Consider the following 23,991-nt stretch of genomic DNA (forward strand, 5'->3'; position numbering starts at 1 on the left):
TCAGGCTCCCGCTGCGACGAGGACGGCGGCGACGGCCAGGACTACGGAGCCGGCGAGCAGCGCGCCCAGATAGGTCTGCACATTGCCGGTCTGGGCACGGCGCACGGCTGCGCCCAGCCAGCGGGGAGCGGTACCCGCGCCGCGTACATACGTTTCGACAACTTCGCGATCGAGGAAACGAATCAGGGTGGCCATGGACTCTATAGGTCGTACGAACAACGCGGCGTAGACCGCGTCGAGATGGAATCCGGTGGCCGCGTGCCGGTGCAGCGGGCCGAGGAGGAGGCGGCCGGGGTCGGCGGAATCCGGGGCGGGGGCGGCTGCCGGTGAGGGGGCGGCGGCCAGGGCGGTGGAGTGCCGCCAGGCCGCGTAGGTGACGAGACCGCCCACCAGGGCGAGACCGGTACCGAGGACGGAAGTGGTGAGGGTCGGGGTGAGCGAGTGGCCGTCGAACCAGTCGGGCAGCCGGCCGACGGCCAGACCGAAGACGAGGGAGGGGACGGCCAGTACCCACAGCACCGCGTTCATGGCGACGGGCTGCTTGCCGTGGTCGGGGGCTTCGGCGCCACTCCCCCGGAACGCGAGCAGCCAGAGACGGGTGGCGTAGGCCGCGGTGAGCAGGGCCGTGACCAGGCCGGCGACGAGGACGATCCAGCCCGCCGCTCCGGGCACGGACTCGGCGTGGCCGGTGGCCACGTGCTCGGCTGCGCCCAGGACGGCTTCCTTGGAGAAGAAGCCGCTGAAGGGCGGGATCGCGGCGAGCGCGAGGAGCGCCACGGTCATCGTCCAGTAGGCGTCGGGGATGCGGCTGCGCAGGTCCTTCATCCGGGACATCGCAGCAAGGGAGTTGGTGCCCGCCGCGTGGATGATCACGCCGGCGGCGAGGAAGAGGAGCGCCTTGAAGGCGCCGTGCGACAGGAGGTGGAAGACGGCGGCCCCGCGGTCGCCGACGGCCAGTGCGCCGGTCATGTAGCCGAGTTGGCCGATGGTCGAGTACGCGAGGACCCGCTTGATGTCGTCCTGGGCGAGGGCGGCGAGGGCGGAGCCCGCCATCGTGACGGCTGCCATCACGGCAAGGACGACGAGCGCCGCGGCGGAGGCGGCGAAGACCGGAAGGAGCCGGGCCACGAAGTAGACACCGGCCGCGACCATCGTCGCGGCGTGGATCAGCGCGGAGACGGGGGTGGGACCCGCCATCGCGTCGGGCAGCCAGGTGTGCAGCGGGAACTGCGCCGACTTGCCCGCCACGCCCGCGAGGAGCAGCAGCGCGATCAGGGTCGGATGGTCGAGGCCGCCTGCCGCGACCGTGTCGAGGACCTTGGTGATGCGGAAGGACCCGGCATCCGCGGCGAGCGCGAACAGGCCGATCAGGAAGGGGACATCGCCGAGCTTGGTGACCAGGAAGGCCTTCAGCGAGGCGGCGCGGGCCTCTGGCGTCTCCCAGTAGTGGCCGACCAGGAAGTACGAGCAGATGCCCATGATTTCCCAGCCGACGAGCAGCACCATCAGGTCGCCGGAGTAGACGACGAGCAGCATCGCGGAGGTGAACAGCGAGACCAGGGCCGCATACGAGGGATAGCGCGGGTCGTCGCGCAGATAGCCCGTCGAGTAGATCTGCACACACGACGCGACCAGACCGACCAGGACGGCGACCAGGACCGCGAAGCCGTCGAGGTGCAGGGCGAGTTCGATGGGGACCGAGCCGGTCGGGGTGAGCTCGGTGGCCGCGTCGAGGGGCTTCGTGCCGTTGCCGGCGCCGCCGCCCTGGCGGACGGCGATCAGCACGGCGAGCACCGTCGATGTCAGGACGGGCAGTACGGCGAGAGGACGGACGAAGCCGGGCGCCTTGCGGCCGAGGAGCAGTCCGGCGGCCGCGCCCAGGAACGGAAGGAGGGGGACGAGGACGGCGAGGGTCGTGGTGGTCACGCGGTGGCCTCGGCCTTCTGCGCCGCGCCGGCAGCGTCGGGGGCGTCTTGCGGTCCGTCGTCGGAACCGTCATCAGAGCCGTCATCGGGACCGTCGTCGGGGCCGGAGGGCTCGGCGGTGTCGCGGAGGCGGTCGATGTCGGAGGTGCCGCGGTTGCGGTACACCATCAGCACGATCGCGAGGCCGATGCCGATCTCGGCGGCGGCGATGGCGATGGTGAAGAGGGTGAGGGCCTGGCCCGAGTGGAGCTTGTCGCGGAGCCACACGTCGAAGGCGACCAGGTTGAGGTTGACGGCGTTGAGCATCAGCTCGACGGACATCAGGACCAGGATCGCGTTGCGGCGGGCCAGGACGCCGTAGAGGCCGGTGCAGAAGAGCAGGGCGGCCAGCACGGCGGGGTAGGCGAGGTGCATCAGCGCTGCTCCTTGTCGCCGGGGGCGGCCGGGTGGGCGCCGAGCGTGTCCGAGGCGGCGCCGGGGCCGCCCGGGCGGGTGCCGTTCCCGGCCTGGCGGGTGCCGTTCCCGGTGGCGTCGGTGGCCTTGCCCTTGCGGGAGAGGACGATCGCGCCGACGAGGGCGGCGAGGAGGAGGACGGAGAGGGCCTCGAAGGGCAGCACCCAGTGCTGGAACAGGATCGAGCCGGTGACCTCGGTGGTGCCCTGAGGCGTGTCCAGCTCGATCCACTGGGTGCGGAAAGCGTCGACGACCACCCACACCAGGGCGGCGGCCGAGGCGATCGCCACCGCGAGCGCGGCCCAGCGGTTGCCCGAATCGGCGTCCGGGGAGCGGCCGATGGGGGCCTTGGTGAGCATCAGCCCGAACAGCAGGAGGACGACCACGGAACCGACGTAGATCAGGACTTGGACCCAGGCGATGAACTCGGCCGTGAGCAGGAGGTATTCGACGGCGATGCCGCCGAGGGCGACGACCAGCCAGAGGGCGGCGTGCACCAGCTGCTTGGTCGTGACGCTGACGACGGCCGCGCCGAACGTGGCGATGCCGACGAGCAGGAAGGCGATCTCGACGCCGGTCGGCGAGAGGAAGCCCTGCGGTGCGGTGGCCGCGAGCCCGTGCGGGGCGGCGGCTGCGAGGCCCTGCGGGGCGGCTGCGAGGAGGGTCATGCCTCACCCTCCTGCTGCGGCTCGGCCTGCTGGGCGGCCTGTTCGGCGGCGAGCTTCTCCGCGGCCTTGCGGGCGGCGGAGATCTCCTTGGGCTCCTCGGCGCCGGGGTCCAGGGCGGGTGGGGCCGGGACGGTCCACATCCACTCGCGGAGCTTGTCGCGTTCGTGGGTGAGTTCGTGGATGTCCGTCTCCGCGTACTCGAATTCCGGTGACCAGAACAGCGCGTCGAAAGGACAGACCTCGATGCAGATACCGCAGTACATGCAGAGCGAGAAGTCGATGGCGAAGCGGTCGAGGACGTTGCGGCTGCGCTCGCGGCCGCCGGGGGCTGCCGCCGGGACCGTCTCCTTGTGGGAGTCGATGTAGATGCACCAGTCGGGGCACTCGCGGGCGCACAGCATGCAGACCGTGCAGTTCTCCTCGAACAGGCCGATGACGCCTCGGGAGCGGGGCGGGAGTTCGGGCTGAACGTCGGGGTACTGCGCGGTGACGGTCTTCTTCGTCATCGTGCGGAGGGTGACGGCAAGGCCCTTGGCCAGGCCGGAGCCGGGGAACGGAGCCATTAGTTGATCGCCACCTTCACGATTCCGGTGAGCGCGATCTGCGCGAGGGCGAGCGGGACGAGGGTGGTCCAGGCGAGCTTCTGGAGCTGGTCCTCGCGCAGGCGGGGGTAGCTCACGCGCAGCCAGATGACGACGAAGGCGAGGACCGCGGTCTTCAGCAGGGTCCAGACCCAGCCGAGACCGTCCGCACCCCACGGGCCGTGCCAGCCGCCGAGGAAGAGGACGGTGGTCAGACCGCACAGGACGACGATCCCGGCGTACTCGGCGAGGAGGAAGAGGGCGAAGCGGAGGCCGGTGTACTCCGTGTACGCGCCGAAGATGATCTCGGAGTCGGCGACGGGCATGTCGAAGGGAGGACGCTGGAGTTCGGCGAGGCCGGCCACGAAGAAGACGAGGGCGCCCACGATCTGCCAGGGCAGCCACCACCACTCGAAGGCGTTGACGATGCCGGGCAGCGAGACCGTGCCGGCCGCCATCGCCACGGAGGCGGCGGCGAGCAGCATCGGGAGTTCGTAGGCGAGGAGTTGCGCGGCGGTGCGCAGGCCGCCGAGGAGGGAGAACTTGTTGGCCGAGGCCCAGCCCGCCATGAGCGAGCCGAGTACGCCGACGCCCATGACGGCGAGGACGAAGAAGATGCCCGCGTCCAAGACCTGGCCGACCGCGCCCTCTTCCGGGCCGATCGGGATGGCGACCAGGACCAGGAGGTAGGGCAGGAGGGCGACGGCGGGCGCGAGTTGGAAGATCTTCCGGTCCGCGTTGGTGGGGACGATGTCTTCCTTCTGGGCGAACTTGACGCCGTCGGCGACGAGTTGGGCCCAGCCGTGGAAGCCGCCCGCGTACATCGGGCCGAGGCGGCCCTGCATGTGGGCCATCACCTTGTGCTCGGTCTGGCCGATGACCAGCGGGAGGGTCAGGAAGACGACGAAGACGACGAGCAGTCGCAGGGCGACGTCCAGTACGTCGGTCATGCGCGGTCGCCTCCGGCGGGGGTGTCGGGGCCGGCCTGGGTCGGGCCGTCTTGATCGGGGCCGACTTGGGTTGGGCCGTCCTGATCGGGGCCGGCTTGGTCGGGGTGGCTTTCCTGCTTGTGCTCGGGTGCGGGCTCGGCTGCCGGATCGGGTTGGGCCTTGGGCTCGGCCTTGGGCTCGGCCTTGGGCTCGGATTCCGGCTGGGCCTGGGCTGCCGAGTCGGGCTCTGGCTTGGCTTCCGGTCCCGGCTCGGCCTCCGGCCCCGGCTCGGCCTCGGGCTTGGGCTTGGCCTCCGGATCCGGCTTGGCCTCGCTCTCCGGCTGAGCCTTGGCATCCGGCGCTTGCTCCGGCTCCGCCTTGGAGTCCGGCGCTTGCTCCCCCTTGACCCCGTCCTCGCCGAAGGCCGGGCGGGGGTTGTGCCAGGGTGCGTCCGTGCTGCGGGCCGGGGCGGCGCCGGGAGCGGCCCCCTCGGCCGGCGGCGTCGAGGGCGCGGCCTGGGATGCCGACCCCTGCGCCGCGCTGCGGGAGCGCCGGGCGGGCGGCGCGGTCTCCGCCGGGACAGCGCCGTCGCTCGCGTCTCCGGAGCTCGGCTCAGCGGACGCAGCTGCCTCCGCCTGACTCGCCGAGCCTTCACTCGCGGACCGGGACCGACGCACAGGAGCAGCCGCTCCCTCAGCCGCACCAGCCTGGCTCGCCGAACCCTCACTCACCGACCGGGACCGACGCACCGGAGCAGACGCAGGTGGTGCCTCGCCCTGGCCGGCCGGGCTGGACGGAGGCGTGCCCTCCGCCTGGCTCGCCGAACCCTCGCCCACCGAGCGGGTCCTGCGGGCGGGGCGCTCTCCGGCGGCTCCGGCTCCGGCGGCGCGGGCTCCGCGGGCGGGGCGGGTCGGGGCCGGTGGGAGTTGGCCCTTCATGGGGCCCCAGTCGTTCGGGTCCGGGACGCCCGGGGGCAGCATCTGGCGGCGCTTGGGGCCGCCGTGGTCGGACTCGCCCGGCTCCTTGGCGCCGGGCCAGGCCTTGGCGACGCGGGCCGCGAGGACGAAGTCCTTGCGCAGGGGGTGGCCCTCGAAGCCCTCCGGGAGGAGGAGCGGGTCGAGGCCGGGGTGGTCCGTGAAGTCGACGCCGAACATTTCGTGCGTCTCGCGCTCGTGCCAGGCGGCACCGGCGTAGACGAGCACGGCAGAAGCCAGTACGGGTTCCGCGTGCGGGACGGTCGTGCGGACCAGGAGGCGACGTACGGGAGAAAGGGCGACCACATGCGCGGCGACGCGGAAGCCCGTGCCCGGCTCGTCGACCGCGCTCAGCCAGTCGAAATAGGTGCAGCCCAACGCGTCGCGAGCGGTCGTCAGCGAAGTCGTCCACGCAGCAGGCGGGACGTCGACCGTGAGGACGTCGTAGGACTCCTCGGCCGTTGCCTCCGCGCCGAAGAGGGCGGTCACGTCCTCGGGGAGCCAGCCCACGGTCACTGGTCGGCCCCCTTCGGGACCGGCGGGGCGACCAGGTCGCTCTGCAGGGCGGCGGCCGAGGGGCGTCCGGACACTCCGTACCGCTCCCCCAGCGACTCCCGAGCGATCTTCTCCTGGAGCTTGAGGATGCCCTGGAGCAGCGCCTCGGGGCGGGGCGGGCAGCCGGGGACGTAGACGTCGACCGGGATGATCTGGTCGACGCCCTTGGTGACGGAGTACGAATCCCAGTAGGGGCCGCCGCAGTTGGAGCAGGCGCCGAAGGAGATGACGTACTTCGGCTCGGGCATCTGCTCGTACAGGCGCTTCACGGCCGGGGCCATCTTGTCCGTGACCGTGCCGGAGACCACCATCAGGTCCGCCTGGCGCGGGCCCGGCGCGAAGGGGATGACGCCGAGCCGGATGAAGTCGTGGCGGGCCATGGACGCGGCGATGAACTCGATGGCGCAGCAGGCCAGTCCGAAGTTGAAGACCCAGAGCGAGTAGCGGCGGCCCCAGTTGAGGACCACCTTCATCGGTTCGGGGGCCAGGCGCGCCAGCGGGCCGAGGCGCTTCGGCTCCGGGAGGTCCACCGGGGTGGAGTCCACGGGGGCAGGGGTCACGTCCATGTGAGGACGCCCTTCTTGTATGCGTACAGCAGGCCGATCGCGAGGAAGCCGAGGAAGATGAACATCTCGACGAGCGTCGCGGCGCCGAATTGCGCGTTGGCGAAGACCGTGGCCCACGGGAAAAGGAAGATGGAGTCGACGGCGAAGATGACGTACAGGAACGCGTAGACGTAGTAGCGGACCTGGGTATGGGCCCAGCCCTCGCCGACGGGGTCGACTCCGCACTCGTAGGTGAGCATTTTCTCGGGAGTCGGGACCACCGGGCGCAACAGCCGGTTCGCGCCGAATGCCACGGCGACGAAGAGCACGCCGACAACGGCGAGTACCCCGACGACCGAGTAGCTCTGGAAATAGCTCGCCGAGACCGGCACTTCGCCCCTCGCTCCCTGATCTCGCCCTGATCGTGTTCGCCGCGGTCGCCCTGTTCGACGATCTGTACGCACGGGAGTCTAGGGCCTGCTAAAGCGGGGGTAAGCAGCCCGTCATGGAGAGGGTGGGGTTTTCCCCAGTTCATCCTGGCGGCGCACCTCATGGCGCCGGGCCGCGCGGCCCGGCAGGCTGTGCAGCATGAACACAGGGATCACCGCCGACAGCGGCACCGACCGGCCGCCACCCGTGCGTTTCGCATTGGGGAAACACACGTGGAAGGAGATCGCCCATCTCCTGCTGAATCTGCCGGTCGCCGTGCTCGGATTCATTTACGCGGTGACCGTGGTGTGCACCGGCGGGGCGCTGTCCGTGACGGTGATCGGCCTGCCGCTGCTCGCCCTCGGGCTGCTCGGCGCGCGCCGGCTCGGCCGGATGGAGCGGGCCAGGGCGCGGGCGCTGCTCGGCATACGGATCGATGAGCCCAGCCCGCTGCCGCGGGGCAAGGACGAGGGCTTCTTCGGCCGGCTGTGGTCGAGCCTGAAGGACCCGGTGGGCTGGCGCGGTCTGCTGTACGACTTCATCCGGCTGCCCTGGGGCATCGTGACGTTCACGGTCACGCTGGCCTCGCTGTTCGTGCTGTGGCCGGTACTGCCGTACATCGCGCGGGGGTTGACCAACGTGGATCGCGCGATGGTACGTGGCCTCCTTTCGCCCTCCGACGAGTTGGAGCGGCGCATCGCCGAGCTGGAGTCGGACCGTGGCGTCGTCGTCGACACCGCGGCGGCCGACCTGCGCCGCATCGAGCGCGATCTGCACGACGGGGCCCAGGCCCGCCTGGTGAACCTCGCGATGGGGCTCGGTCTGGCCAAGGAGAAGCTCCTGGAGGGCCAGTCCGACGACATGGTCGCCGCGATGGTCGACGAGGCGCACGGCGAGGTGAAGCTGGCGCTGCAGGAGCTGCGTGACCTGGCCCGCGGCATCCACCCCGCGGTGCTGACCGACCGCGGCCTGGACGCCGCGCTGTCGTCGGTGGCCTCGCGCTGCACGGTGCCGGTCAAGGTGACCGTGGAGATGCCGGCCCGCCCTGCGGCGGCCATCGAGGGCATCGCCTACTTCACGGTCTCCGAGCTGCTGCAGAACATCAGCAAGCACAGCGGGGCGCGCAACGCCACGGTCGATGTGTGGCGCTCGGGCGACCGGCTGCTCATCCAGGTCGGCGACGACGGGCAGGGCGGTGCCAGCCTGTCCGGCGGCACGGGGATGGCGGGGCTCGCGGAGCGGCTCGACGCGGTGGACGGGATCTTCGGCGTGGATTCGCCGGTGGGCGGGCCCACGGTGGTCACGGCGGAGCTGCCTTGGCGGGACCGTACGGAGGGCTGAGCCCTCGGACGAAGCAGGAGGCCGGGCCCGCTGCCGAGCGGGGCCGGCCTCATCGGCGTACGGCCGGGACCGAAGCCGGGAACGTACCGGCGAAGCGGCTCCCAAGGACCTGGCCGCACCCGAAGGGTAGGGAAAACCCCCGGTCGAAGACGGAGACGGGCCGCATGGTGGTGGGCGGCGCGAGCGAGCAGGGTGGAGGCATCACCAGGAACAGCCAGGAACCCGCTGAGCAGAAACGGACGACACCGATGGCCACGGAGTACGGATCCCAGACCCGGCCGGAATTCCGCGGGTACGACCCCGACGAGCGGCCCGAGCGGCGTCACTTCCTGCCGCCCGTGCTGCGCGCGCCGTTCGAAGGACGCACCTGGCGGGAGTTCGGGTATCTGCTGCTCAGCCTGCCGTTGAGCATCTTCCTGTTCACGTACGCGATCACCATGGTCTCCCTCGGGGCCGGGCTGCTCATCACGTTCCTCGGCATTCCGGTGCTCGCCGCGGGCCTCGCCGGATGCCGTGGGTTCGCGGCGATGGAGCGGTCGCGGGCGCGCGGGCTCCTCGGGCTCGACGTCGCCAGCCCGTCGCCGCTGCGGGCCAAGAAGCCGGGCGCCTTCGCGTGGATGGGGGCCGTGCTCAAGAGCGGGACGTCCTGGCGGAATCTGCTGTACGCGTTCCTGCATTTCCCGTGGGCGATCTTCGCGTTCGTGGTGGCGGTGAACTTCTGGGTGGTCGGCTGGGGGCTGCTGACGTATCCGCTGTGGCAGTGGGTGTTCCCGACGTACACGGGGCAGGACGGGATCCAGCTGTACGGGGACGCCTCGCACAACTTCCAGCTGGACGCGCCCTTCGAGATCCTGCTGACCGCCCTGGTGGGGCTGCTCGTCACGCTGGTCACCCCGTGGATCATCCGGGCGCTGACCACCGTGGACCGGGCGCTCGTCACCGGGCTCCTCGGGGCCTCGCAGCTGGATACGCGGGTGGTCGAGCTCGAGTCGGACCGCGGGGTCGTCGTGGACACGGCGGCGGCCGACCTGCGGCGCATCGAGCGCGATCTGCACGACGGGGCCCAGGCCCGCCTGGTCGCCCTCGCGATGGATCTGGGGCTCGCCAAGGAGAAGCTGCAGGAGGACCCGCAGGCGGCTGCCCGCATGGTGGACGAGGCGCACGGCGAGGTGAAGGTCGCGCTGCAGGAGCTGCGGGATCTGGCGCGGGGCATTCATCCGGCGGTGCTCACGGACCGTGGGCTTGATGCGGCCTTGTCGGCGCTGGCCGCCCGGTGCACCGTGCCGGTGCAGGTCGAGGTGGATCTGCCGGCGCGGCCGGCGCCCGCGATCGAGGGGATCGCGTACTTCACGGTGTCCGAGCTGCTGCAGAACGTGAGCAAGCATGCGCAGGCCTCGCGGGCGACGGTGGATGTGTGGCGGGCCGGGGAGCGGCTGATGCTGCAGGTCGGGGACGACGGGGGTGGCGGGGCGGATGTCTCGTCGGGGTCGGGGTTGGCGGGGCTTGCGGAGCGGCTCGATGCGGTTGATGGGATTTTGGTGGTCAACTCGCCTGTCGGCGGGCCCACTTCGGTCTCCGCGGAGTTGCCCTGGCGCGGGTGAGCCTGCCGCTCGGGTGCCGGTTCGGTTGCCCCTCACCCTCTGCCGGGTGGGGGGTGCCGGCTTTTTGGTTTCCCCTACCCGCCCCTTCCCGTAAGTCTTCGACGACTGGGGCTTCGCCCCTGGCCCCCCGGATCGGCCTTCGGCCTCTGTCCTCAAACGCCGGACGGGCTGGGTGAAGAGCCGGACGAGCTGGATGAAGAGCTGGACAGGTGGATGAAGTGCCGGACGGGCTGGATGAAGAGCCGGAGGTGCTGAAGAGGAGAGCCGTACCGGCTGAAGAGTTGCCCAAGAGGCGCTGTCCGGGCCGAAAGGTGCCCGCACTATTGCCCGGATGCTGGGATGCTGGGTGATGTCGTTTGGGGCGGGGACAGGCTGTGGGGGTCGGACAAGATCGTGGAGGACAGGGTGCGAGTGGTCATCGCCGAGGATTCAGTGCTGCTCAGGGAGGGCCTGACCCGGTTGTTGACCGACCGTGGGCATGACGTCGTCGCGGGCGTCGGGGACGCGGTCGCGCTGATCGAGAAGATCGGCGAGCTGGACGCGCAGGGCGCGCTGCCGGACGTGGTGGTGGCGGACGTACGGATGCCGCCGACGCACACGGACGAAGGCGTGCGGGCGGCCGTGCATCTGCGCAAGCAGCATCCGGATCTCGGGGTACTGGTGCTCTCGCAGTACGTCGAGGAGCAGTACGCCACCGAGCTGCTCGCAGGATCCAGCCGAGGTGTCGGCTATCTGCTCAAGGACCGGGTCGCCGAGGTGCGTGAGTTCGTCGACGCGGTGGTCCGGGTGGCCGAGGGCGGGACCGCGCTCGACCCCGAGGTGGTGGCCCAGTTGCTCGGGCGCAGCCGCAAGCAGGACGTGCTCGCGGGGCTCACCCCGCGCGAGCGTGAAGTCCTAGGACTGATGGCCGAGGGGCGGACGAACTCCGCGGTCGCCCGGCAGCTCGTGGTGAGCGACGGAGCCGTCGAGAAGCACGTCAGCAATATCTTCCTGAAATTGGGGCTCTCGCAGAGTGATGGGGATCACCGGCGGGTTCTGGCGGTCTTGACCTACCTGAACTCCTGAAGAACTGACACCCTGTCAGTTCCTCTAGTGGGGCGATAGGTCGAGTAGAGCCCAGAACCAAAGACTGAGCGGGCGACGTCTTCCTGACTGAGCCCGGGGGATGGGTAAATCATGACAAAGCGGTACGAAAGACCGTCTCATATTCCGGTCCACGATACGGGCACCCCAGGGAAGGGGACCCTTACCGACGTAGGGTGGCCCTGGGAGGACCGGTCGGACGGCCCATCCCCGTGCCGCCGCCTCGAGGGAGGTCCAGTTCAGTGACCAGTCAGGTCAGTAGCCCAGCCGAGCATGCCGACGAAGCCGTCGTCGGTGAGCAGCGCAAAGCGTCCGGCGAGAAAGAAGTCCGTCGCCTCGACCGGGTGATCATCCGGTTCGCCGGTGACTCCGGTGACGGTATGCAGCTCACCGGTGACCGCTTCACTTCGGAGACGGCCTCCTTCGGCAACGACCTCTCGACGCTGCCCAACTTCCCCGCCGAGATCCGCGCGCCTGCCGGGACGCTGCCCGGTGTGTCCAGCTTCCAGCTGCATTTCGCGGACCACGACATCCTCACGCCGGGCGACGCCCCGAACGTGTTGGTGGCGATGAACCCGGCGGCTTTGAAGGCGAACATCGCCGATGTGCCGCGGGGCGCGGACATCATCGTCAACACGGACGAGTTCACCAAGCGGGCGATGCAGAAGGTCGGCTACGACTCCTCGCCGCTGGAGGACGACTCGCTCGAGGCGTACAACGTGCATCCGGTGCCGTTGAACACCCTGACGGTGGAGGCGCTGAAGGAGTTCGACCTCTCGCGCAAGGACGCGGGCCGCAGCAAGAACATGTTCGCGCTGGGCCTGCTGTCGTGGATGTATCACCGCCCCACGGAGGGCACGGAGAAGTTCCTGCGGACGAAGTTCGCGAAGAAGCCGACGATCGCCGAGGCCAACATCGCGGCGTTCAGGGCGGGTTGGAACTTCGGGGAGACGACCGAGTCGTTCGCGGTGTCGTACGAGGTGGCGCCGGCGACGAAGGCGTTCCCGACGGGTACCTACCGCAACATTTCCGGGAACCTCGCGCTGTCGTACGGGTTGGTCGCCGCCGCCAAGCAGGCGGATCTGCCGCTGTATCTGGGCTCGTACCCGATCACGCCGGCCTCGGACATCCTGCATGAGCTGTCCAAGCACAAGAACTTCGGCGTACGCACCTTCCAGGCCGAGGACGAGATCGCGGGCATCGGTGCCGCGCTCGGGGCGGCCTTCGGCGGCTCGCTCGCCGTGACGACCACGTCGGGTCCGGGTGTGGCGCTCAAGTCGGAGACCATCGGCCTCGCGGTGTCGCTCGAACTGCCGCTGCTGATCATCGACATCCAGCGCGGTGGCCCGTCGACCGGTCTGCCCACCAAGACCGAGCAGGCCGATCTGCTGCAGGCGATGTACGGCCGCAACGGCGAGGCTCCGGTGCCGATCGTGGCGCCGCAGACCCCGGCCGACTGCTTCGACGCGGCGATCGAGGCCGCACGGATCGCGGTCACCTACCGCACCCCGGTGTTCCTGCTGAGCGACGGCTATCTGGCCAACGGCTCCGAGCCGTGGCGGATCCCCGAGATCGACGAACTCCCGGATCTGCGCGTGCAGTTCGCCCAGGGCCCCAACCACACGCTGGACGACGGCAGTGAGGTGTTCTGGCCCTACAAGCGCGACGAGCAGACCCTCGCACGGCCGTGGGCGATCCCCGGCACGCCCGGCCTCGAGCACCGCATCGGCGGCATCGAGAAGCAGGACGGCACGGGCAACATCTCCTACGACCCGGCCAACCACGACTTCATGGTGCGTACGCGCCAGGCCAAGATCGACGGAATCCGGGTACCCGACCTCGAGGTGGACGACCCGACCGGCGAGGCCCGCCTGCTCGTTCTGGGCTGGGGCTCGACCTACGGACCGATCACCGCGGCGGTACGCCGGCTGCGCACGGCCGGCGAGAGCGTGGCGCAGGCCCATCTGCGCCACCTCAACCCGTTCCCGAGGAATCTCGGTGAGGTCCTCAAGCGTTACGACAAGGTGGTGGTCCCGGAGATGAACCTGGGCCAGCTCGCCAACCTCATCCGCGCCAAGTACCTGGTAGACGCCCAGAGTTACAACCAGGTGAATGGCATGCCGTTCAAGGCCGAGCAGCTCGCCACGGCTCTCAAGGAGGCCAACAATGGCTGAGACGACCACGGAAGGCCCGGGCACGATCGAGGCGCTTTCCCTCGTGCCGAAGGCCGAGGCCAAGCAGTCCATGAAGGACTTCAAGTCCGATCAGGAAGTGCGCTGGTGCCCCGGCTGCGGTGACTACGCGATCCTGGCCGCCGTGCAGGGCTTCATGCCCGAGCTCGGCCTCGCCAAGGAGAACATCGTCTTCGTCTCGGGCATCGGCTGCTCCAGCCGCTTCCCGTACTACATGGACACGTACGGGATGCACTCCATCCACGGCCGCGCCCCGGCCATCGCCACCGGACTGGCCTCCTCCCGGCGGGACTTGAGCGTCTGGGTGGTCACCGGTGACGGCGACGCGCTGTCCATCGGCGGCAACCACCTGATCCACGCGCTGCGCCGCAACGTGAACCTGAAGATCCTGCTCTTCAACAACCGGATCTACGGACTCACCAAGGGCCAGTACAGCCCGACCTCCGAGGTCGGCAAGATCACGAAGTCGACGCCGATGGGTTCGCTCGACGCGCCCTTCAACCCGGTGTCCCTCGCGATCGGCGCCGAGGCCTCCTTCGTGGCCCGCACCGTCGACTCCGACCGCAAGCACCTCACCGACGTGCTGCGCCAGGCCGCCGCCCACCCGGGCACCGCCCTGGTGGAGATCTACCAGAACTGCAACATCTTCAACGACGGCGCCTTCGAGGTGCTGAAGGACAAGCAGCAGGCCGAGGAGGCGGTGATCCGCCTCGAGCACGGGCAGCCGATCCGCTTCGGCGTGGACGGCGCCAAGGGCGTCGTACGCGACTCCCTGACCGGCGACCTCAAGGTCGTCGCCGTCACCGAGGACAACCAGTCGCAGATCCTGGTCCACGACGCACACGCGCCGTCCCCGACCACGGCCTTCGCGCTGTCCCGGCTCGCCGACCCCGACACCCTGCACCACACCCCGATCGGCGTCCTGCGCAGCGTCGACCGGCCGGTCTACGACACCCAGATGTCGGACCAACTGGACGCCGCGATCGAGCAGAACGGCAAGGGTGACCTCGGTGCGCTGCTCGCCGGTGGGGACACCTGGACGGTTGTCGGCTAGCCGCTTCCACGTCTCGTACGCAGCCCGGTTCTGAAGCTTTCAGGACCGGGCTTCGTCGTGCTCAGACCTCAGACCTCAGATCTCAGACCTCAGGCCCGGGCCTCGTCGTGCTTCTCGCGGTTCTTGAGCACCGCCTCGGTGCGCTTCTCGGTCCAGCGGGCCAGGGCCAGGACCTGGTCGGCCGCCTCCTCCCCCAGTTCCGTCAGCGAGTAGTCCACCCGCGGCGGGATCACCGGCTGGGCCTCGCGGTGCACGATTCCGTCGCGCTCCAGGGTCTGCAGCGTCTGGGCCAGCATCTTCTCGCTCACCCCGCCGACGTGCCGGCGCAGTTCGCTGAAGCGGTACGAGCGCTCCCTGAGCGCGATCAGGATCAGCACGCCCCAGCGGCTCGTGACGTGCTCCAGGACACCGCGCGAGGGGCACATCGGGGCGTTGACGTCCATCTTCATGCCCGACTTCCAGGTGCTAACTTCCATGCCAGTACCTTACTTCAAAGTGGGTACTTCCGATTGGTTAGTGCCCAGCTTACGGTGGGGTCATCCCCGAGGACAAGAGCCTCAGCCCGCACCTCAATGAGCAGGAGCACCCCATGATCGTCGTCACCGGAGCCACCGGACAGCTCGGCCGTCTCGTCATCGACGGACTGCTCGCCCAGGTCCCCGCCGACCAGGTCGCGGCCGTCGTACGCAACAAGGAGAAGGCGGCCGACCTGGCCGCGCGCGGTGTCGAGCTGCGGATCGCCGACTACTCCGCGCCCGAGACCCTGGCCGGTGCCTTCGCAGCCGGTGACCGGGTACTGCTGATCTCCGGCAGCGAGGTGGGCCGCCGGGTGCCGCAGCACCAGGCAGTGATCGACGCGGCGAAGGCGGCGGGGGTCGCGCAGCTCGCGTACACCGGGATCCTGGGCGGCCCCGAGGCCGACTTCAAGCTCGCCGCCGAGCACAAGGTGACCGAGCAGGCGATCCTCGACTCCGGCCTGCCGTACACCTTCCTGCGCAACGGCTGGTACCACGAGAACTACACCGCGAACCTGGCCCCGGTCCTGGCGCACGGCGCCGTGGTGTCCAACGCGGGCGAGGGGCGCATCGGTTCCGCCTCGCGCGCCGACTACGCCGCCGCCGCGGTCGCCGTGCTGACCGGCGAGGGCCACGAGAACAAGGCGTACGAGCTGAGCGGCGACGTCGCGTGGAGCCTCGCGGAGTACGCCGCCGAGATCGCCGCGCAGTCCGGCAAGGAGATCTCCTACGCGAACGTCCCGGCCGAGCAGCACCTGGCCGTGCTGACCGGGGCCGGGGTGCCGGCGGGGTTCGCGGAGATTCTGGTGGACGTGGACGCGGGCATCGCGCGCGGGCTCCTGGCCGGAGGCAGCGGGGATCTTGCCCGGCTCATCGGGCGGCCGACGACTCCGCTTGCCTCTGCGGTGGCTGTCGCGCTGAAGAGCTGAGGTCGAGTCTGGTCGAGGTCGCGGGGGCGCTGCCCCCGGGCCCCCGCTCCTCAAACGCCGGAGGGGCTGATTCTGGTCTACCTGCGCGGCCCGCCTGTCATGACCGTACTGCGATACGGGTATGACAGACGGGCCCCTTCGGCGCTACCTTCAAGAAGTTGACTGTGCTTGAGGATCGCTGGAGGAAGCCTTGAAGTCGTCGGGTGAGGGGCGCACCGGGCTCATATGCGGTTTCGCCGCCTATGGGATGTGGGGCCTCGTCCCGCTGTTCTGGCCGCTGCTCAAGCCGGCCGGGCCGGTCGAGATCCTCGCTCACCGGATGGCCTGGTCGCTCGCCGTCGTGGGGATCGTGCTCCTGGTGGTGCGGCGCTGGGCATGGGTGCGCGAGTTGCTCGCCCAGCCGAAGAAGCTGGGGCTGCTCGCCGTCGCCGCGACGGTCATCACCCTCAACTGGGGCTTCTACATCTGGGCCGTGAACTCCGGCCAGGTCGTGGAGGCCTCGCTCGGCTACTTCATCAATCCCCTGGTGACCATCGCGATGGGCGTGCTCCTCCTCAAGGAGCGGCTTCGTCCCGCGCAGTGGGCGGCGGTCGGGATCGGCCTCGCGGCCGTCCTGGTCCTTGCCATCGGGTACGGCCGTCCGCCGTGGATCTCGCTGATCCTCGCCTTCTCCTTCGCGACGTACGGCCTGATCAAGAAGAAGGTCAACATGGGCGGCCTGGAGTCGCTCGCCGCCGAGACCGCGATCCTCTTCGTGCCCGCGCTCGGCTATCTGCTGCTGCTCGGGGCGCGCGGCCAGTCCGACTTCGGGGCGCACGGCGTCGGCCATGCGGCGCTGCTCGCGGCGACCGGAGTGGTCACCGCGGTGCCGCTGATCTGCTTCGGGGCCGCGGCGATCCGGGTGCCGCTCTCCACGCTCGGGCTGCTGCAGTATCTGGCGCCGGTGTTCCAGTTCGGGCTCGGCGTCGTCTACTTCCATGAGGCGATGCCGCCCGAGCGGTGGGCCGGGTTCGGGCTGGTGTGGCTGGCGCTCGCGCTGCTGACCTGGGACGCGCTGCGCTCCGCGCGCCGCAATCGCTTGGCGGCCGTGCGCTTGGCCGAGACCGGAGCCGGGCCCGGCGTCGAGGCCGTGGCTGTGGCCCCGGCCGTCGCCGAAGAGGCGTCCGGTTCCGTTCAGGTGGCCGAAGGGGCAACCGGCTCCGGATCCCGCTGAGCCAGCGCCGCCGAGATCACCCAGAGCAGGACGAGGTCGAAGGCCAGCTCGGTCACGGCCGCGAACTGGTTGACGGTGAACTTGAAGATCTGGCCGAACAGCACGTCCACCAGTAGTGCCCTACGCAGCAGTCGCAGCCCCGCCACCTTGTCCCGGCGCAGCCGGGCCAGGCCCCGCAGGCCGAAGACGGCGGAGGCCGTGGCGCTGATCATCACGCCGATGACCGCGCCCCACTGCGGATCGCGGGCCAGCTCGCCGTCGGTGACGTCGATGGTCAACGCGAGGGCGTACACGAAGACTTCGAGCATCAGCCAGAGGACGGCGAGCGCGAGCACGAACCGGTTCACCGCCAGCCGCCGCAGCGAGCCCAGGGCGCGCGAGAGAAGACGTCGTAGCGCGGACGGCTCGGGCTCCGCCCGCTCGGGCACGGCCCTGAGCAGCCGTACGAGTGCGGCGTCCAGGTCCCGGTCCGAGCCGTCGACCAGACGCAGTACGGTGGCGCGCTGGCCGGGAGTGAGGCCGTCGGTGACGCCGCTCAACAGCAGGTCGGCGGCCTGCGCGGTGCGCTGTTCGGGAGCCAGGACGTGGGGCGCGCGGCGCGTGCGGTGGGCCAGGACGAGCAGCAGGGCGAAGGCCAGGTAGATGATTCCGGCCGCGGGTTGGTAGAAGTAGCCCGGCTCGTCGGTGACCTGCTTGCCCACCTCGTCGATGAAGAGCCCGAAGCCGACCCCGCCGACGACGGCACCCCCGAGCCGCACGGTCCGGCCGAGCAGCGCGAGCAGCAGGACGAGCCCCGCCATCATCAGCAGGCCGCCCCACAGCATGTGCGCGATGTGCAGACGGCCGCTGCCGCCACCGCCGAGCTTGGGGTAGCCGGCCTGGGCGAGGAAGAAGCGGGTGGCCAGGACCGTGGCGATCCCCGACAGCGCGAAGATCCACAGGTACGAGGCCGCGCCCGCCCCTCGCACCAGTCCCCAGCGCCGCATCACGCACCCCTTCCGGACGAGGCCCGATCCCCTGCCGGGCCCTTCCAGGGTGGAGGGTGCGGGGCGCGGGCTGATCCGGAACTCCCCTGAGGAATCCCCTGAGTCGGCCCCTAGGGCGTGCTCTCGGTTTCGGCCTCGGGACGTGTCCTCGGCTTCAGCCCTAGGGCGTGTCCTCGGACTCCGCGTGCCGGGCCCGGTGGGCCTTCGCCTTCTGGCGGTTGCCGCAGCGTTCCATCGAGCACCAGCGGCGGCGGCCCGGGCGCGAGGTGTCGACGAAGACCAGGGCGCAGTTGTGTGCCTCGCATTCGCGGATGCGGTGGGCGAAGGGGCCGGTGAACAGGTCCACGGCGTCGCGGGCGACGGTCGACAGGAGCTGGGTGCCGGTCGCTCCCGGCCCCCAGGTGCGGGTGCCGTCCGCCGCGATACGGGCCGCGAGCGGGGGTTCGGCGGCGGTCGCGTTGACCACGTCCAGGTCCGCGGGGCTCGGCGCGCGGCCGTGGGCGCGGTCCACGGCGAGCGGCCAGAGGGCGGCGCGCAGCGCGTGTGCGGCCGCCAACTCGCGCTGGTCGACGGCTGGTTCGAGGCCGGGGGCGAGTCTGCTTCCGGCCGCCCAGCGCACCAGGTCGGCGGGCTCGCTCAGCACCTCGAAGTCCGGGTAGCGCTCCGAACCGCCCGTCGGAAGCAGCTCCAGACACAGGGCGCCCGGGTCGAAGTGGAAGGTGCGGCCCTCACGGGCGGTGAGGACGAGACCCACCGGCTCGTCTCTTGCAGGCGTCAGCACGTAACCACTATAACTGGTTAGCATGACCCAGCATCCCGCGCAGCCCGCAGACGCAGATCCCGTACCGCCCGTGGATCCCGTGCAGTGGAAGATCGTCGTGGACGCCACCGATCCGCACACCCAGGCCGACTTCTGGGCCGGCGCCCTCGGCTACGCGGTCGAGGACAACAGCGCCCTGGTCGAGCAGCTCCTGGGCAACGGCGTCATCCCGCCCGAGATCACCGTCGAGCACCACGGCCGCCGCGCCTTCCGGGACCTGATCGCGGTGCGGCACCCGGCGGATCCGTACGAGGAGAACAGCGGGACCGGGCTCGGGCGGCGGGTGCTGTTCCAGCGCGTACCGGAGAAGAAGTCGGGCAAGAACCGGCTCCACCTGGATCTGCACTTCGGGCCCGAACGGCGGGACGCCGAGGTGAGCCGGCTCGAAGGGCTCGGCGCGACCGTGCTGTACCGGGTGAACGAGCCGTCGGGGCAGTGGGTGACGATGGCCGACCCCGAGGGGAACGAGTTCTGCGTGCAGTAGGCGCGACCCCCAACCGCCGCGGGCGCGACCCCAACTCCTCTATTTTCGGCGGACCTTGGACCGGACTCCGCTATACGAACACTCCTGTCCGATTCCTGCTCTTGACGGGTAGTCAAACTCCGCACCACCATGCGGGCACGCATCAGGCACAGCAAGCACAGCTCCAGCGCCCTGCGGTCACTTGAACCGCAGGGCGTCTCGTACGTTCCGTTCCTCGTCCTGTACGGAATCCGAACTCGGAGCCCCACATGAAGCTCTCCGTCCCCGCCCGTACCTCGCGAAGACTGGCGGCCTGTGCCGTCGTCGCCGTGACCGGGCTGCTTGCCTCCGTCGCCCCTTCGGCCGGCGCCGCCCCGGCTCCCGCCGCAGCGCCCGGCGTCCTCGCCGCGCCCGACATCCCGCTCGCCAACGTCAAGGCGCACCTCACGCAGTTCGGCTCCATCGCCTCCGCCAACGGCGGCAACCGCGCGCACGGCCGGGCCGGCTACAAGGCCTCGCTCGACTATGTGAAGGGCAAGCTGGACGCGGCCGGATTCACCACCACCGTCCAGCAGTTCACCTCCAGCGGCGCCACCGGCTACAACCTCATAGCCGACTGGCCGGGCGGCGACCCGAACTCCGTCCTGATGGCCGGCTCGCACCTCGACAGCGTCTCCGCGGGCGCCGGCATCAACGACAACGGCTCGGGTTCGGCCGGCGTCCTGGAGACCGCGCTCGCCGTGTCCCGGGCACAGCTGAAGCCGACCAAGCATCTGCGGTTCGCCTGGTGGGGCGCCGAGGAGCTGGGTCTGGTCGGGTCGAAGTACTACGTCAACAACCTGCCGTCCGCCGAGCGTTCGAAGCTCTACGGCTACATGAACTTCGACATGATCGGCTCGCCCAACCCGGGCTACTTCGTCTACGACGACGACCCGACGATCGAGAAGACCTTCAAGGACTACTTCACGGGCCTGAACGTCCCGACCGAGATCGAGACCGAGGGCGACGGCCGCTCCGACCACGCCCCGTTCAAGAACGTCGGGATACCCGTCGGCGGCCTCTTCACCGGCGCGGACTACACCAAGACCGCGGCCCAGGCCCAGAAGTGGGGCGGCACGGCCGGGCAGCCCTTCGACCGCTGCTACCACTCGTCGTGCGACAACACGTCGAACATCAACGACACGGCGCTCGACCGCAACAGCGACGCGATCGCGCACGCCGTCTGGACCCTCGGCACCGAGGCCTCCATCCCGCCCGGTGACGTCTACGAGAACACCGCCGACGTCACCATCCCGGACAACGGCGCCGCCGTGACCTCCTCCATCAGCGTCACCGGCCGCACCGGGAACGCCCCGGCCACGCTCAAGGTCGGCGTCGACATCAAGCACACCTGGCGGGGCGACCTGGTCATCGATCTGCTGGCCCCGGACGGGACGGCGTACCGCCTGAAGAACTCCAGCGGCAACGACTCGGCGGACGACGTCGTGGCGACGTACACCGTCAACGCGTCGAGCGAGCCGGGCAACGGCACGTGGAAGCTGCGCGTGCAGGATGTGGCGGCGCAGGACACCGGCTACATCAACAGCTGGAAGTTGACCTTCTAGCAACATTCCAGGGAAGAGAAGCAGTTCGGCGACTGTTGTCAGCGTGCGTCCGCATGGTGCGGGCGCACGCTGACGTACGTATGCCGTAGACCTGGGGGGTCCGATGTCCCGCAAGTTCCTGTTCGTGCTCGGCAGCAGTCGCCGCGGCGGCAACACCGAGCTGCTCGCCCGCAGGGCCGCCGAGCAGCTGCCCGCCGACGTCCACCAGACCTGGCTCGACCTCGAAGAGCTCGCCCTGCCCGACTTCCAGGACCGGCGGCACGACCCCGGCGCCGTGCACGCGCCGCCGACCGGGGACGCCGCCACGCTCCTCGACGCGACGCTCGACGCGACGGACGTGGTGCTGGTCTCGCCGCTGTACTGGTACTCCGTGTCGGCCTCCACCAAGCGCTATCTGGACCACTGGTCGGGCTGGCTGCGGGTACGCGAGGCCGACTTCAAGCAGCGGATGGGCGGCCGGCGGCTGTGGGGCGTGACGGTGCTCGCGGAGGAGGACGTGACGGTGGCGGATCCGCTGGTCGGTACGTTGCGGAACACGGCCGCGTACATGGGGATGGAGTTCGGCGGGGTGCTGTTCGGGAACGGGAGCAGGCCGGATGGTGTACTGCTGGACACGGAGGCGCTGAGCCGGGCGAAGGAGTTCTTCGTACGGTGAGGGTCCGGCAACGGGGGTCGCACATGAACAGAGCCATGACCACGGCAGTTTCGGCACTCTTCGCCGTGGGAGCCCTTGCGGGGGCCGGCGGTTGCACGGACTCGGGCGGTGCCGGGCAGGCGGCGGAGCCGAGTTCGGGCACGTCTGCGACGCCGAAGCCGAAGCCCAAGCCGTCCGAGAGCGGCCTGCCGCCTCGGATGAAGAAGCTGATCGAGGCCGCGCAGGCCACACTCAGCGACGAAGACGACGACAGCAACGGCGACTTCGTCGCCGCGGGCGCGGGTCCGGCCGACGTGCCGCACCGCGACACGATGACCGACCAGACCGTGCGCGGCGACCGCCTGCTCATCGAGGTCACCTGCGCGGGCAAGGGCACGGTGACCGCCAAGGTCACGTCCGGCAAGTCGAAGGCCTCCGAGCGTTTGGACTGTGCCGAGGGCCCCAGGCAGCACTTCCTGGAAGTAACGGTCGACTCCCCCGAACTCTCCGTCTCCTTCACCCCCGCCGAGGGCACGGATGCGGCCACCGCCTATCGCGTGGGCAAGCGGAACTGACCGGCCAGGTCTACGCGTTGATGTCCTTCGCCCCGAACCGAGCCCACGCCCCCGCCCCGAACAGCGCCGCGTACCACCCCTGCACCTGCAGGTTCTTCAGCAGGTCGTCCCAGTAGACCGGGTCCCGCATCAGGTCCGCGAAGGACAGCCAGTGGTGCGAGAAGAGGTACGGGTGGAGCGCGTCGAGCTGCGGGATCGAGTCCAGGATCTGCACGGTGATCAGCAGGCCCACGGTCGTCGCCATGGCCGCGATCCCGCTGTTCGTCAGCGTCGAGACGAAGAGGCCGAGCGCCGCGACCCCGATCAGTGAGGCGGCGACGACCAGGGCGATCAGCAGGGCCCGCCACAGCCCGTCCGCGAGGCTGATCCGGGTCCCGGAGATCGTGGTGAGCTCGCCGAGCGGAAAGAGCAGGGCCCCGACCGCGAGCGCCGAGGCCGCGACGGTGAGGGTCGCGACCAGGCAGAAGGCCAGCGTGGTCGCGTACTTGGCGAGAAGCAGCCGGGTGCGGCCGGCGGGCGCGACGAGGAGATAGCGCAGGGTGCCCGCGCTCGCCTCGCCCGCGATGCCGTCGCCCGCGATCACCCCGATGGCCATCGGCAGGAAGAAGGGCAGGGTCGCGGCGAGGGCCGTGAAGACCAGGAAGAGGCCGTTGTTGGTGATCTGCGCGATGAACGCCGGGCCGCCCTCGCCGCCGCCCGCCCCGACGCTGCCCCCGTCGCTCGTCTCGATCTTCACCGCGATGCCGATGAGGACCGGCACGGCCGCGAGCACCCCGAGCAGCGCGAGGGTGCGCCAGCGCCGGAAGGTCGTCGTCAGCTCGGAACGGAAGAGGCCGAGGGCCCAGATCCGCGGGGGCGAGACCTCCAGTGCCTCAGCCCGCGACATCGAAGCCCTCCCCGGTCAGCTCCACGAAGGCGTCCTCAAGCGAGGCCCGTTCCAGGCCGAAGCCACGGACGCGGATGTCGGCGCGGACCAACGCCGTGTTGATGTCGGCGAGTTCGGCGGCGGCCGGGGGCTCGCCCGTCACCCGGTCGTCCGTGACCGTCAGGTCCGTCACGCCGTGTTCCTTCAGTACGCGGGCCGCGTCGGCCGGATCGGGTGTGGTGACGGCGAGCCGGCCACGGGCGGTCGACGCGAGGTCCGCGACCGGGCCCTGGGTGATCAGCCGGCCACGGGCCATGACGGCGGCGTGCGTGCAGACCTGCTCGATCTCGTCGAGGAGGTGCGAGGAGAGGAAGACCGTGGTGCCGTCGCCCGCCAACTCCCGGATCAGGGTGCGGATTTCCCGCATGCCCTGCGGGTCGAGGCCGTTGGTCGGCTCGTCGAGGACCAGCAGACGGCGGGGCTGGAGCAGCGCCGCGGCGAGACCGAGGCGCTGCTTCATGCCCAGTGAGTACGCCTTCGCCTTCTTGCCAGCCGCGGCGGTCAGGCCGACCCGGTCGAGCGCCTCGGCGACGCGGGCCTTACGGGTGCGGGGGTCGGCCGCCGGGTCCGCGGAGTCGAAGCGAAGAAGGTTGTCCCGGCCGTTCAGGAAGCCGTACAGCGCGGGCCCCTCGATCAGCGCGCCCACCTGCGGCAGCACCGTACGGGCGGCGCGCGGCATGCGCTCCCCCAGGAGGCGGGCCGCGCCGGAAGTCGGCTCGATCAGGCCCATCAGCATCCGGATGGTGGTCGTCTTGCCGGAGCCGTTGGGGCCCAGGAAGCCGAAGACGCTGCCGCCGGGGACGGTGAGGTCGAGGTGGTCCACGGCGAGCTGACCGCCGCGGAAGCGCTTGGTCAGGCGCTGCGTTTCGATCACTGGGCCATCCATACGGTCCCCCGTCGTCGTACGGCGGCTCCGCCCCGCCGGCTCGGGCCGGCGGGGCGGAGCTTGTCGAACTCGTCATGCTGGTCGAACTGGTCCAGCTGGTCCAACTACTGG

At 70.3% G+C, this 23,991-nt stretch carries 24 protein-coding genes; 11 read left to right on the forward strand and 13 right to left on the reverse strand.

Features of this window, described 5'->3' with window-relative positions:
• The 8 genes from OG430_RS21245 to OG430_RS21280 are packed head-to-tail and all read right to left on the reverse strand — an operon-like array spanning window position 1 to window position 7,022.
• Window positions 1–1,926 carry an NADH-quinone oxidoreductase subunit 5 family protein gene (locus OG430_RS21245; RefSeq protein WP_327354130.1) on the reverse strand — a complete coding sequence of 642 codons (1,926 nt, stop codon included), beginning with the start codon at window positions 1,924–1,926 and terminating at the stop codon, window positions 1–3.
• Window positions 1,923–2,339 carry an NADH-quinone oxidoreductase subunit NuoK gene (gene nuoK / locus OG430_RS21250; RefSeq protein ID WP_327354131.1) on the reverse strand — a complete coding sequence of 139 codons (417 nt, stop codon included), beginning with the start codon at window positions 2,337–2,339 and terminating at the stop codon, window positions 1,923–1,925. Before nuoK ends, OG430_RS21245 begins: the two co-directional genes overlap by 4 nt.
• The gene (locus tag OG430_RS21255) at window positions 2,339–3,046 is read right to left on the reverse strand and encodes an NADH-quinone oxidoreductase subunit J family protein (protein ID WP_327354132.1); all 708 of its coding nucleotides are present in this window, start codon (window positions 3,044–3,046) and stop codon (window positions 2,339–2,341) included. The genes nuoK and OG430_RS21255 overlap by 1 nt, the downstream gene beginning before the upstream one ends.
• The gene (locus tag OG430_RS21260) at window positions 3,043–3,609 is read right to left on the reverse strand and encodes a NuoI/complex I 23 kDa subunit family protein (RefSeq protein WP_327354133.1); all 567 of its coding nucleotides are present in this window, start codon (window positions 3,607–3,609) and stop codon (window positions 3,043–3,045) included. The genes OG430_RS21255 and OG430_RS21260 overlap by 4 nt, the downstream gene beginning before the upstream one ends.
• Window positions 3,609–4,577, reverse strand: coding sequence for a complex I subunit 1/NuoH family protein (locus OG430_RS21265; RefSeq protein ID WP_327354134.1), 969 nt, complete (start codon window positions 4,575–4,577; stop codon window positions 3,609–3,611). The genes OG430_RS21260 and OG430_RS21265 overlap by 1 nt, the downstream gene beginning before the upstream one ends.
• Window positions 4,574–6,046 (reverse strand): NADH-quinone oxidoreductase subunit C, encoded by a 1,473-nt coding sequence (locus tag OG430_RS21270; RefSeq protein WP_327354135.1) that lies wholly within the window; start codon window positions 6,044–6,046, stop codon window positions 4,574–4,576. Before OG430_RS21270 ends, OG430_RS21265 begins: the two co-directional genes overlap by 4 nt.
• Complete coding sequence (locus OG430_RS21275) at window positions 6,043–6,651, reverse strand: NADH-quinone oxidoreductase subunit B (RefSeq protein ID WP_327354136.1); 609 nt, start codon at window positions 6,649–6,651, stop codon at window positions 6,043–6,045. The genes OG430_RS21270 and OG430_RS21275 overlap by 4 nt, the downstream gene beginning before the upstream one ends.
• On the reverse strand, window positions 6,642–7,022 hold the full coding sequence (locus OG430_RS21280; RefSeq protein WP_327354137.1) for an NADH-quinone oxidoreductase subunit A: 381 nt from the start codon (window positions 7,020–7,022) through the stop codon (window positions 6,642–6,644). The genes OG430_RS21275 and OG430_RS21280 overlap by 10 nt, the downstream gene beginning before the upstream one ends.
• Before the next feature lie 196 nt (window positions 7,023–7,218).
• Here OG430_RS21280 and OG430_RS21285 point away from each other — a divergent pair, with 196 nt between their 5' ends.
• From OG430_RS21285 to OG430_RS21305, 5 genes are all read left to right on the forward strand, one after another.
• Entirely contained in the window at window positions 7,219–8,400 is a 1,182-nt protein-coding gene (locus OG430_RS21285) for a sensor histidine kinase (protein WP_327354138.1), read from the forward strand.
• A 248-nt stretch (window positions 8,401–8,648) separates the two neighbouring features.
• Window positions 8,649–10,001 carry a sensor histidine kinase gene (locus tag OG430_RS21290; RefSeq protein ID WP_327354139.1) on the forward strand — a complete coding sequence of 451 codons (1,353 nt, stop codon included), beginning with the start codon at window positions 8,649–8,651 and terminating at the stop codon, window positions 9,999–10,001.
• A 405-nt stretch (window positions 10,002–10,406) separates the two neighbouring features.
• Window positions 10,407–11,066: a response regulator transcription factor gene (locus OG430_RS21295; protein WP_327354140.1), complete on the forward strand. Its 660-nt coding sequence runs from the start codon at window positions 10,407–10,409 to the stop codon at window positions 11,064–11,066.
• A gap of 260 nt (window positions 11,067–11,326) precedes the next feature.
• Complete coding sequence (locus OG430_RS21300; protein WP_327354141.1) at window positions 11,327–13,258, forward strand: 2-oxoacid:acceptor oxidoreductase subunit alpha; 1,932 nt, start codon at window positions 11,327–11,329, stop codon at window positions 13,256–13,258.
• Window positions 13,251–14,330, forward strand: coding sequence for a 2-oxoacid:ferredoxin oxidoreductase subunit beta (locus tag OG430_RS21305; RefSeq protein WP_327354142.1), 1,080 nt, complete (start codon window positions 13,251–13,253; stop codon window positions 14,328–14,330). The genes OG430_RS21300 and OG430_RS21305 overlap by 8 nt, the downstream gene beginning before the upstream one ends.
• 89 nt (window positions 14,331–14,419) lie before the next feature.
• Here OG430_RS21305 and OG430_RS21310 read toward each other — a convergent pair whose 3' ends face one another.
• Window positions 14,420–14,806, reverse strand: coding sequence for a winged helix-turn-helix transcriptional regulator (locus OG430_RS21310; RefSeq protein WP_327354143.1), 387 nt, complete (start codon window positions 14,804–14,806; stop codon window positions 14,420–14,422).
• A 113-nt stretch (window positions 14,807–14,919) separates the two neighbouring features.
• On the opposite strand from OG430_RS21310, the gene OG430_RS21315 reads away from it, so the two are divergent.
• Both OG430_RS21315 and rarD read left to right on the forward strand, forming a co-directional pair.
• Window positions 14,920–15,774 carry an SDR family oxidoreductase gene (locus OG430_RS21315; RefSeq protein ID WP_327354144.1) on the forward strand — a complete coding sequence of 285 codons (855 nt, stop codon included), beginning with the start codon at window positions 14,920–14,922 and terminating at the stop codon, window positions 15,772–15,774.
• A 190-nt stretch (window positions 15,775–15,964) separates the two neighbouring features.
• The gene (gene rarD, locus OG430_RS21320; RefSeq protein ID WP_327354145.1) at window positions 15,965–16,987 is read left to right on the forward strand and encodes an EamA family transporter RarD; all 1,023 of its coding nucleotides are present in this window, start codon (window positions 15,965–15,967) and stop codon (window positions 16,985–16,987) included.
• Here the strand turns inward: rarD and OG430_RS21325 are convergent.
• Both OG430_RS21325 and OG430_RS21330 read right to left on the reverse strand, forming a co-directional pair.
• Complete coding sequence (locus OG430_RS21325; RefSeq protein ID WP_327354146.1) at window positions 16,948–17,973, reverse strand: hypothetical protein; 1,026 nt, start codon at window positions 17,971–17,973, stop codon at window positions 16,948–16,950. The two genes, rarD and OG430_RS21325, sit on opposite strands and share 40 nt — an antisense overlap.
• Before the next feature lie 160 nt (window positions 17,974–18,133).
• Window positions 18,134–18,778, reverse strand: coding sequence for a CGNR zinc finger domain-containing protein (locus OG430_RS21330; RefSeq protein ID WP_442816531.1), 645 nt, complete (start codon window positions 18,776–18,778; stop codon window positions 18,134–18,136).
• Here OG430_RS21330 and OG430_RS21335 point away from each other — a divergent pair.
• The 4 genes from OG430_RS21335 (at window position 18,777) to OG430_RS21350 (ending at window position 22,069) form a co-directional block, all read left to right on the forward strand.
• On the forward strand, window positions 18,777–19,277 hold the full coding sequence (locus OG430_RS21335; RefSeq protein ID WP_327354148.1) for a VOC family protein: 501 nt from the start codon (window positions 18,777–18,779) through the stop codon (window positions 19,275–19,277). The genes OG430_RS21330 and OG430_RS21335 overlap by 2 nt on opposite strands.
• Window positions 19,278–19,525: 248 nt before the next feature.
• Entirely contained in the window at window positions 19,526–20,860 is a 1,335-nt protein-coding gene (locus tag OG430_RS21340) for a M28 family metallopeptidase (protein WP_327354149.1), read from the forward strand.
• Window positions 20,861–20,963: 103 nt separating this feature from the next.
• Window positions 20,964–21,515: a flavodoxin family protein gene (locus tag OG430_RS21345; RefSeq protein WP_327354150.1), complete on the forward strand. Its 552-nt coding sequence runs from the start codon at window positions 20,964–20,966 to the stop codon at window positions 21,513–21,515.
• 35 nt (window positions 21,516–21,550) lie between these two features.
• Complete coding sequence (locus OG430_RS21350) at window positions 21,551–22,069, forward strand: hypothetical protein (protein ID WP_327354151.1); 519 nt, start codon at window positions 21,551–21,553, stop codon at window positions 22,067–22,069.
• A gap of 10 nt (window positions 22,070–22,079) precedes the next feature.
• On the opposite strand, the gene OG430_RS21355 is transcribed toward OG430_RS21350, so the two are convergent.
• Both OG430_RS21355 and OG430_RS21360 read right to left on the reverse strand, forming a co-directional pair.
• The gene (locus tag OG430_RS21355; protein ID WP_327354152.1) at window positions 22,080–22,955 is read right to left on the reverse strand and encodes an ABC transporter permease; all 876 of its coding nucleotides are present in this window, start codon (window positions 22,953–22,955) and stop codon (window positions 22,080–22,082) included.
• Window positions 22,942–23,880 carry an ABC transporter ATP-binding protein gene (locus OG430_RS21360; RefSeq protein ID WP_327354153.1) on the reverse strand — a complete coding sequence of 313 codons (939 nt, stop codon included), beginning with the start codon at window positions 23,878–23,880 and terminating at the stop codon, window positions 22,942–22,944. The genes OG430_RS21355 and OG430_RS21360 overlap by 14 nt, the downstream gene beginning before the upstream one ends.
• Between the last annotated feature and the right edge of the window lie 111 nt (window positions 23,881–23,991).

This window comes from Streptomyces sp. NBC_01304 (assembly GCF_035975855.1).
GTDB lineage: Bacteria > Actinomycetota > Actinomycetes > Streptomycetales > Streptomycetaceae > Streptomyces.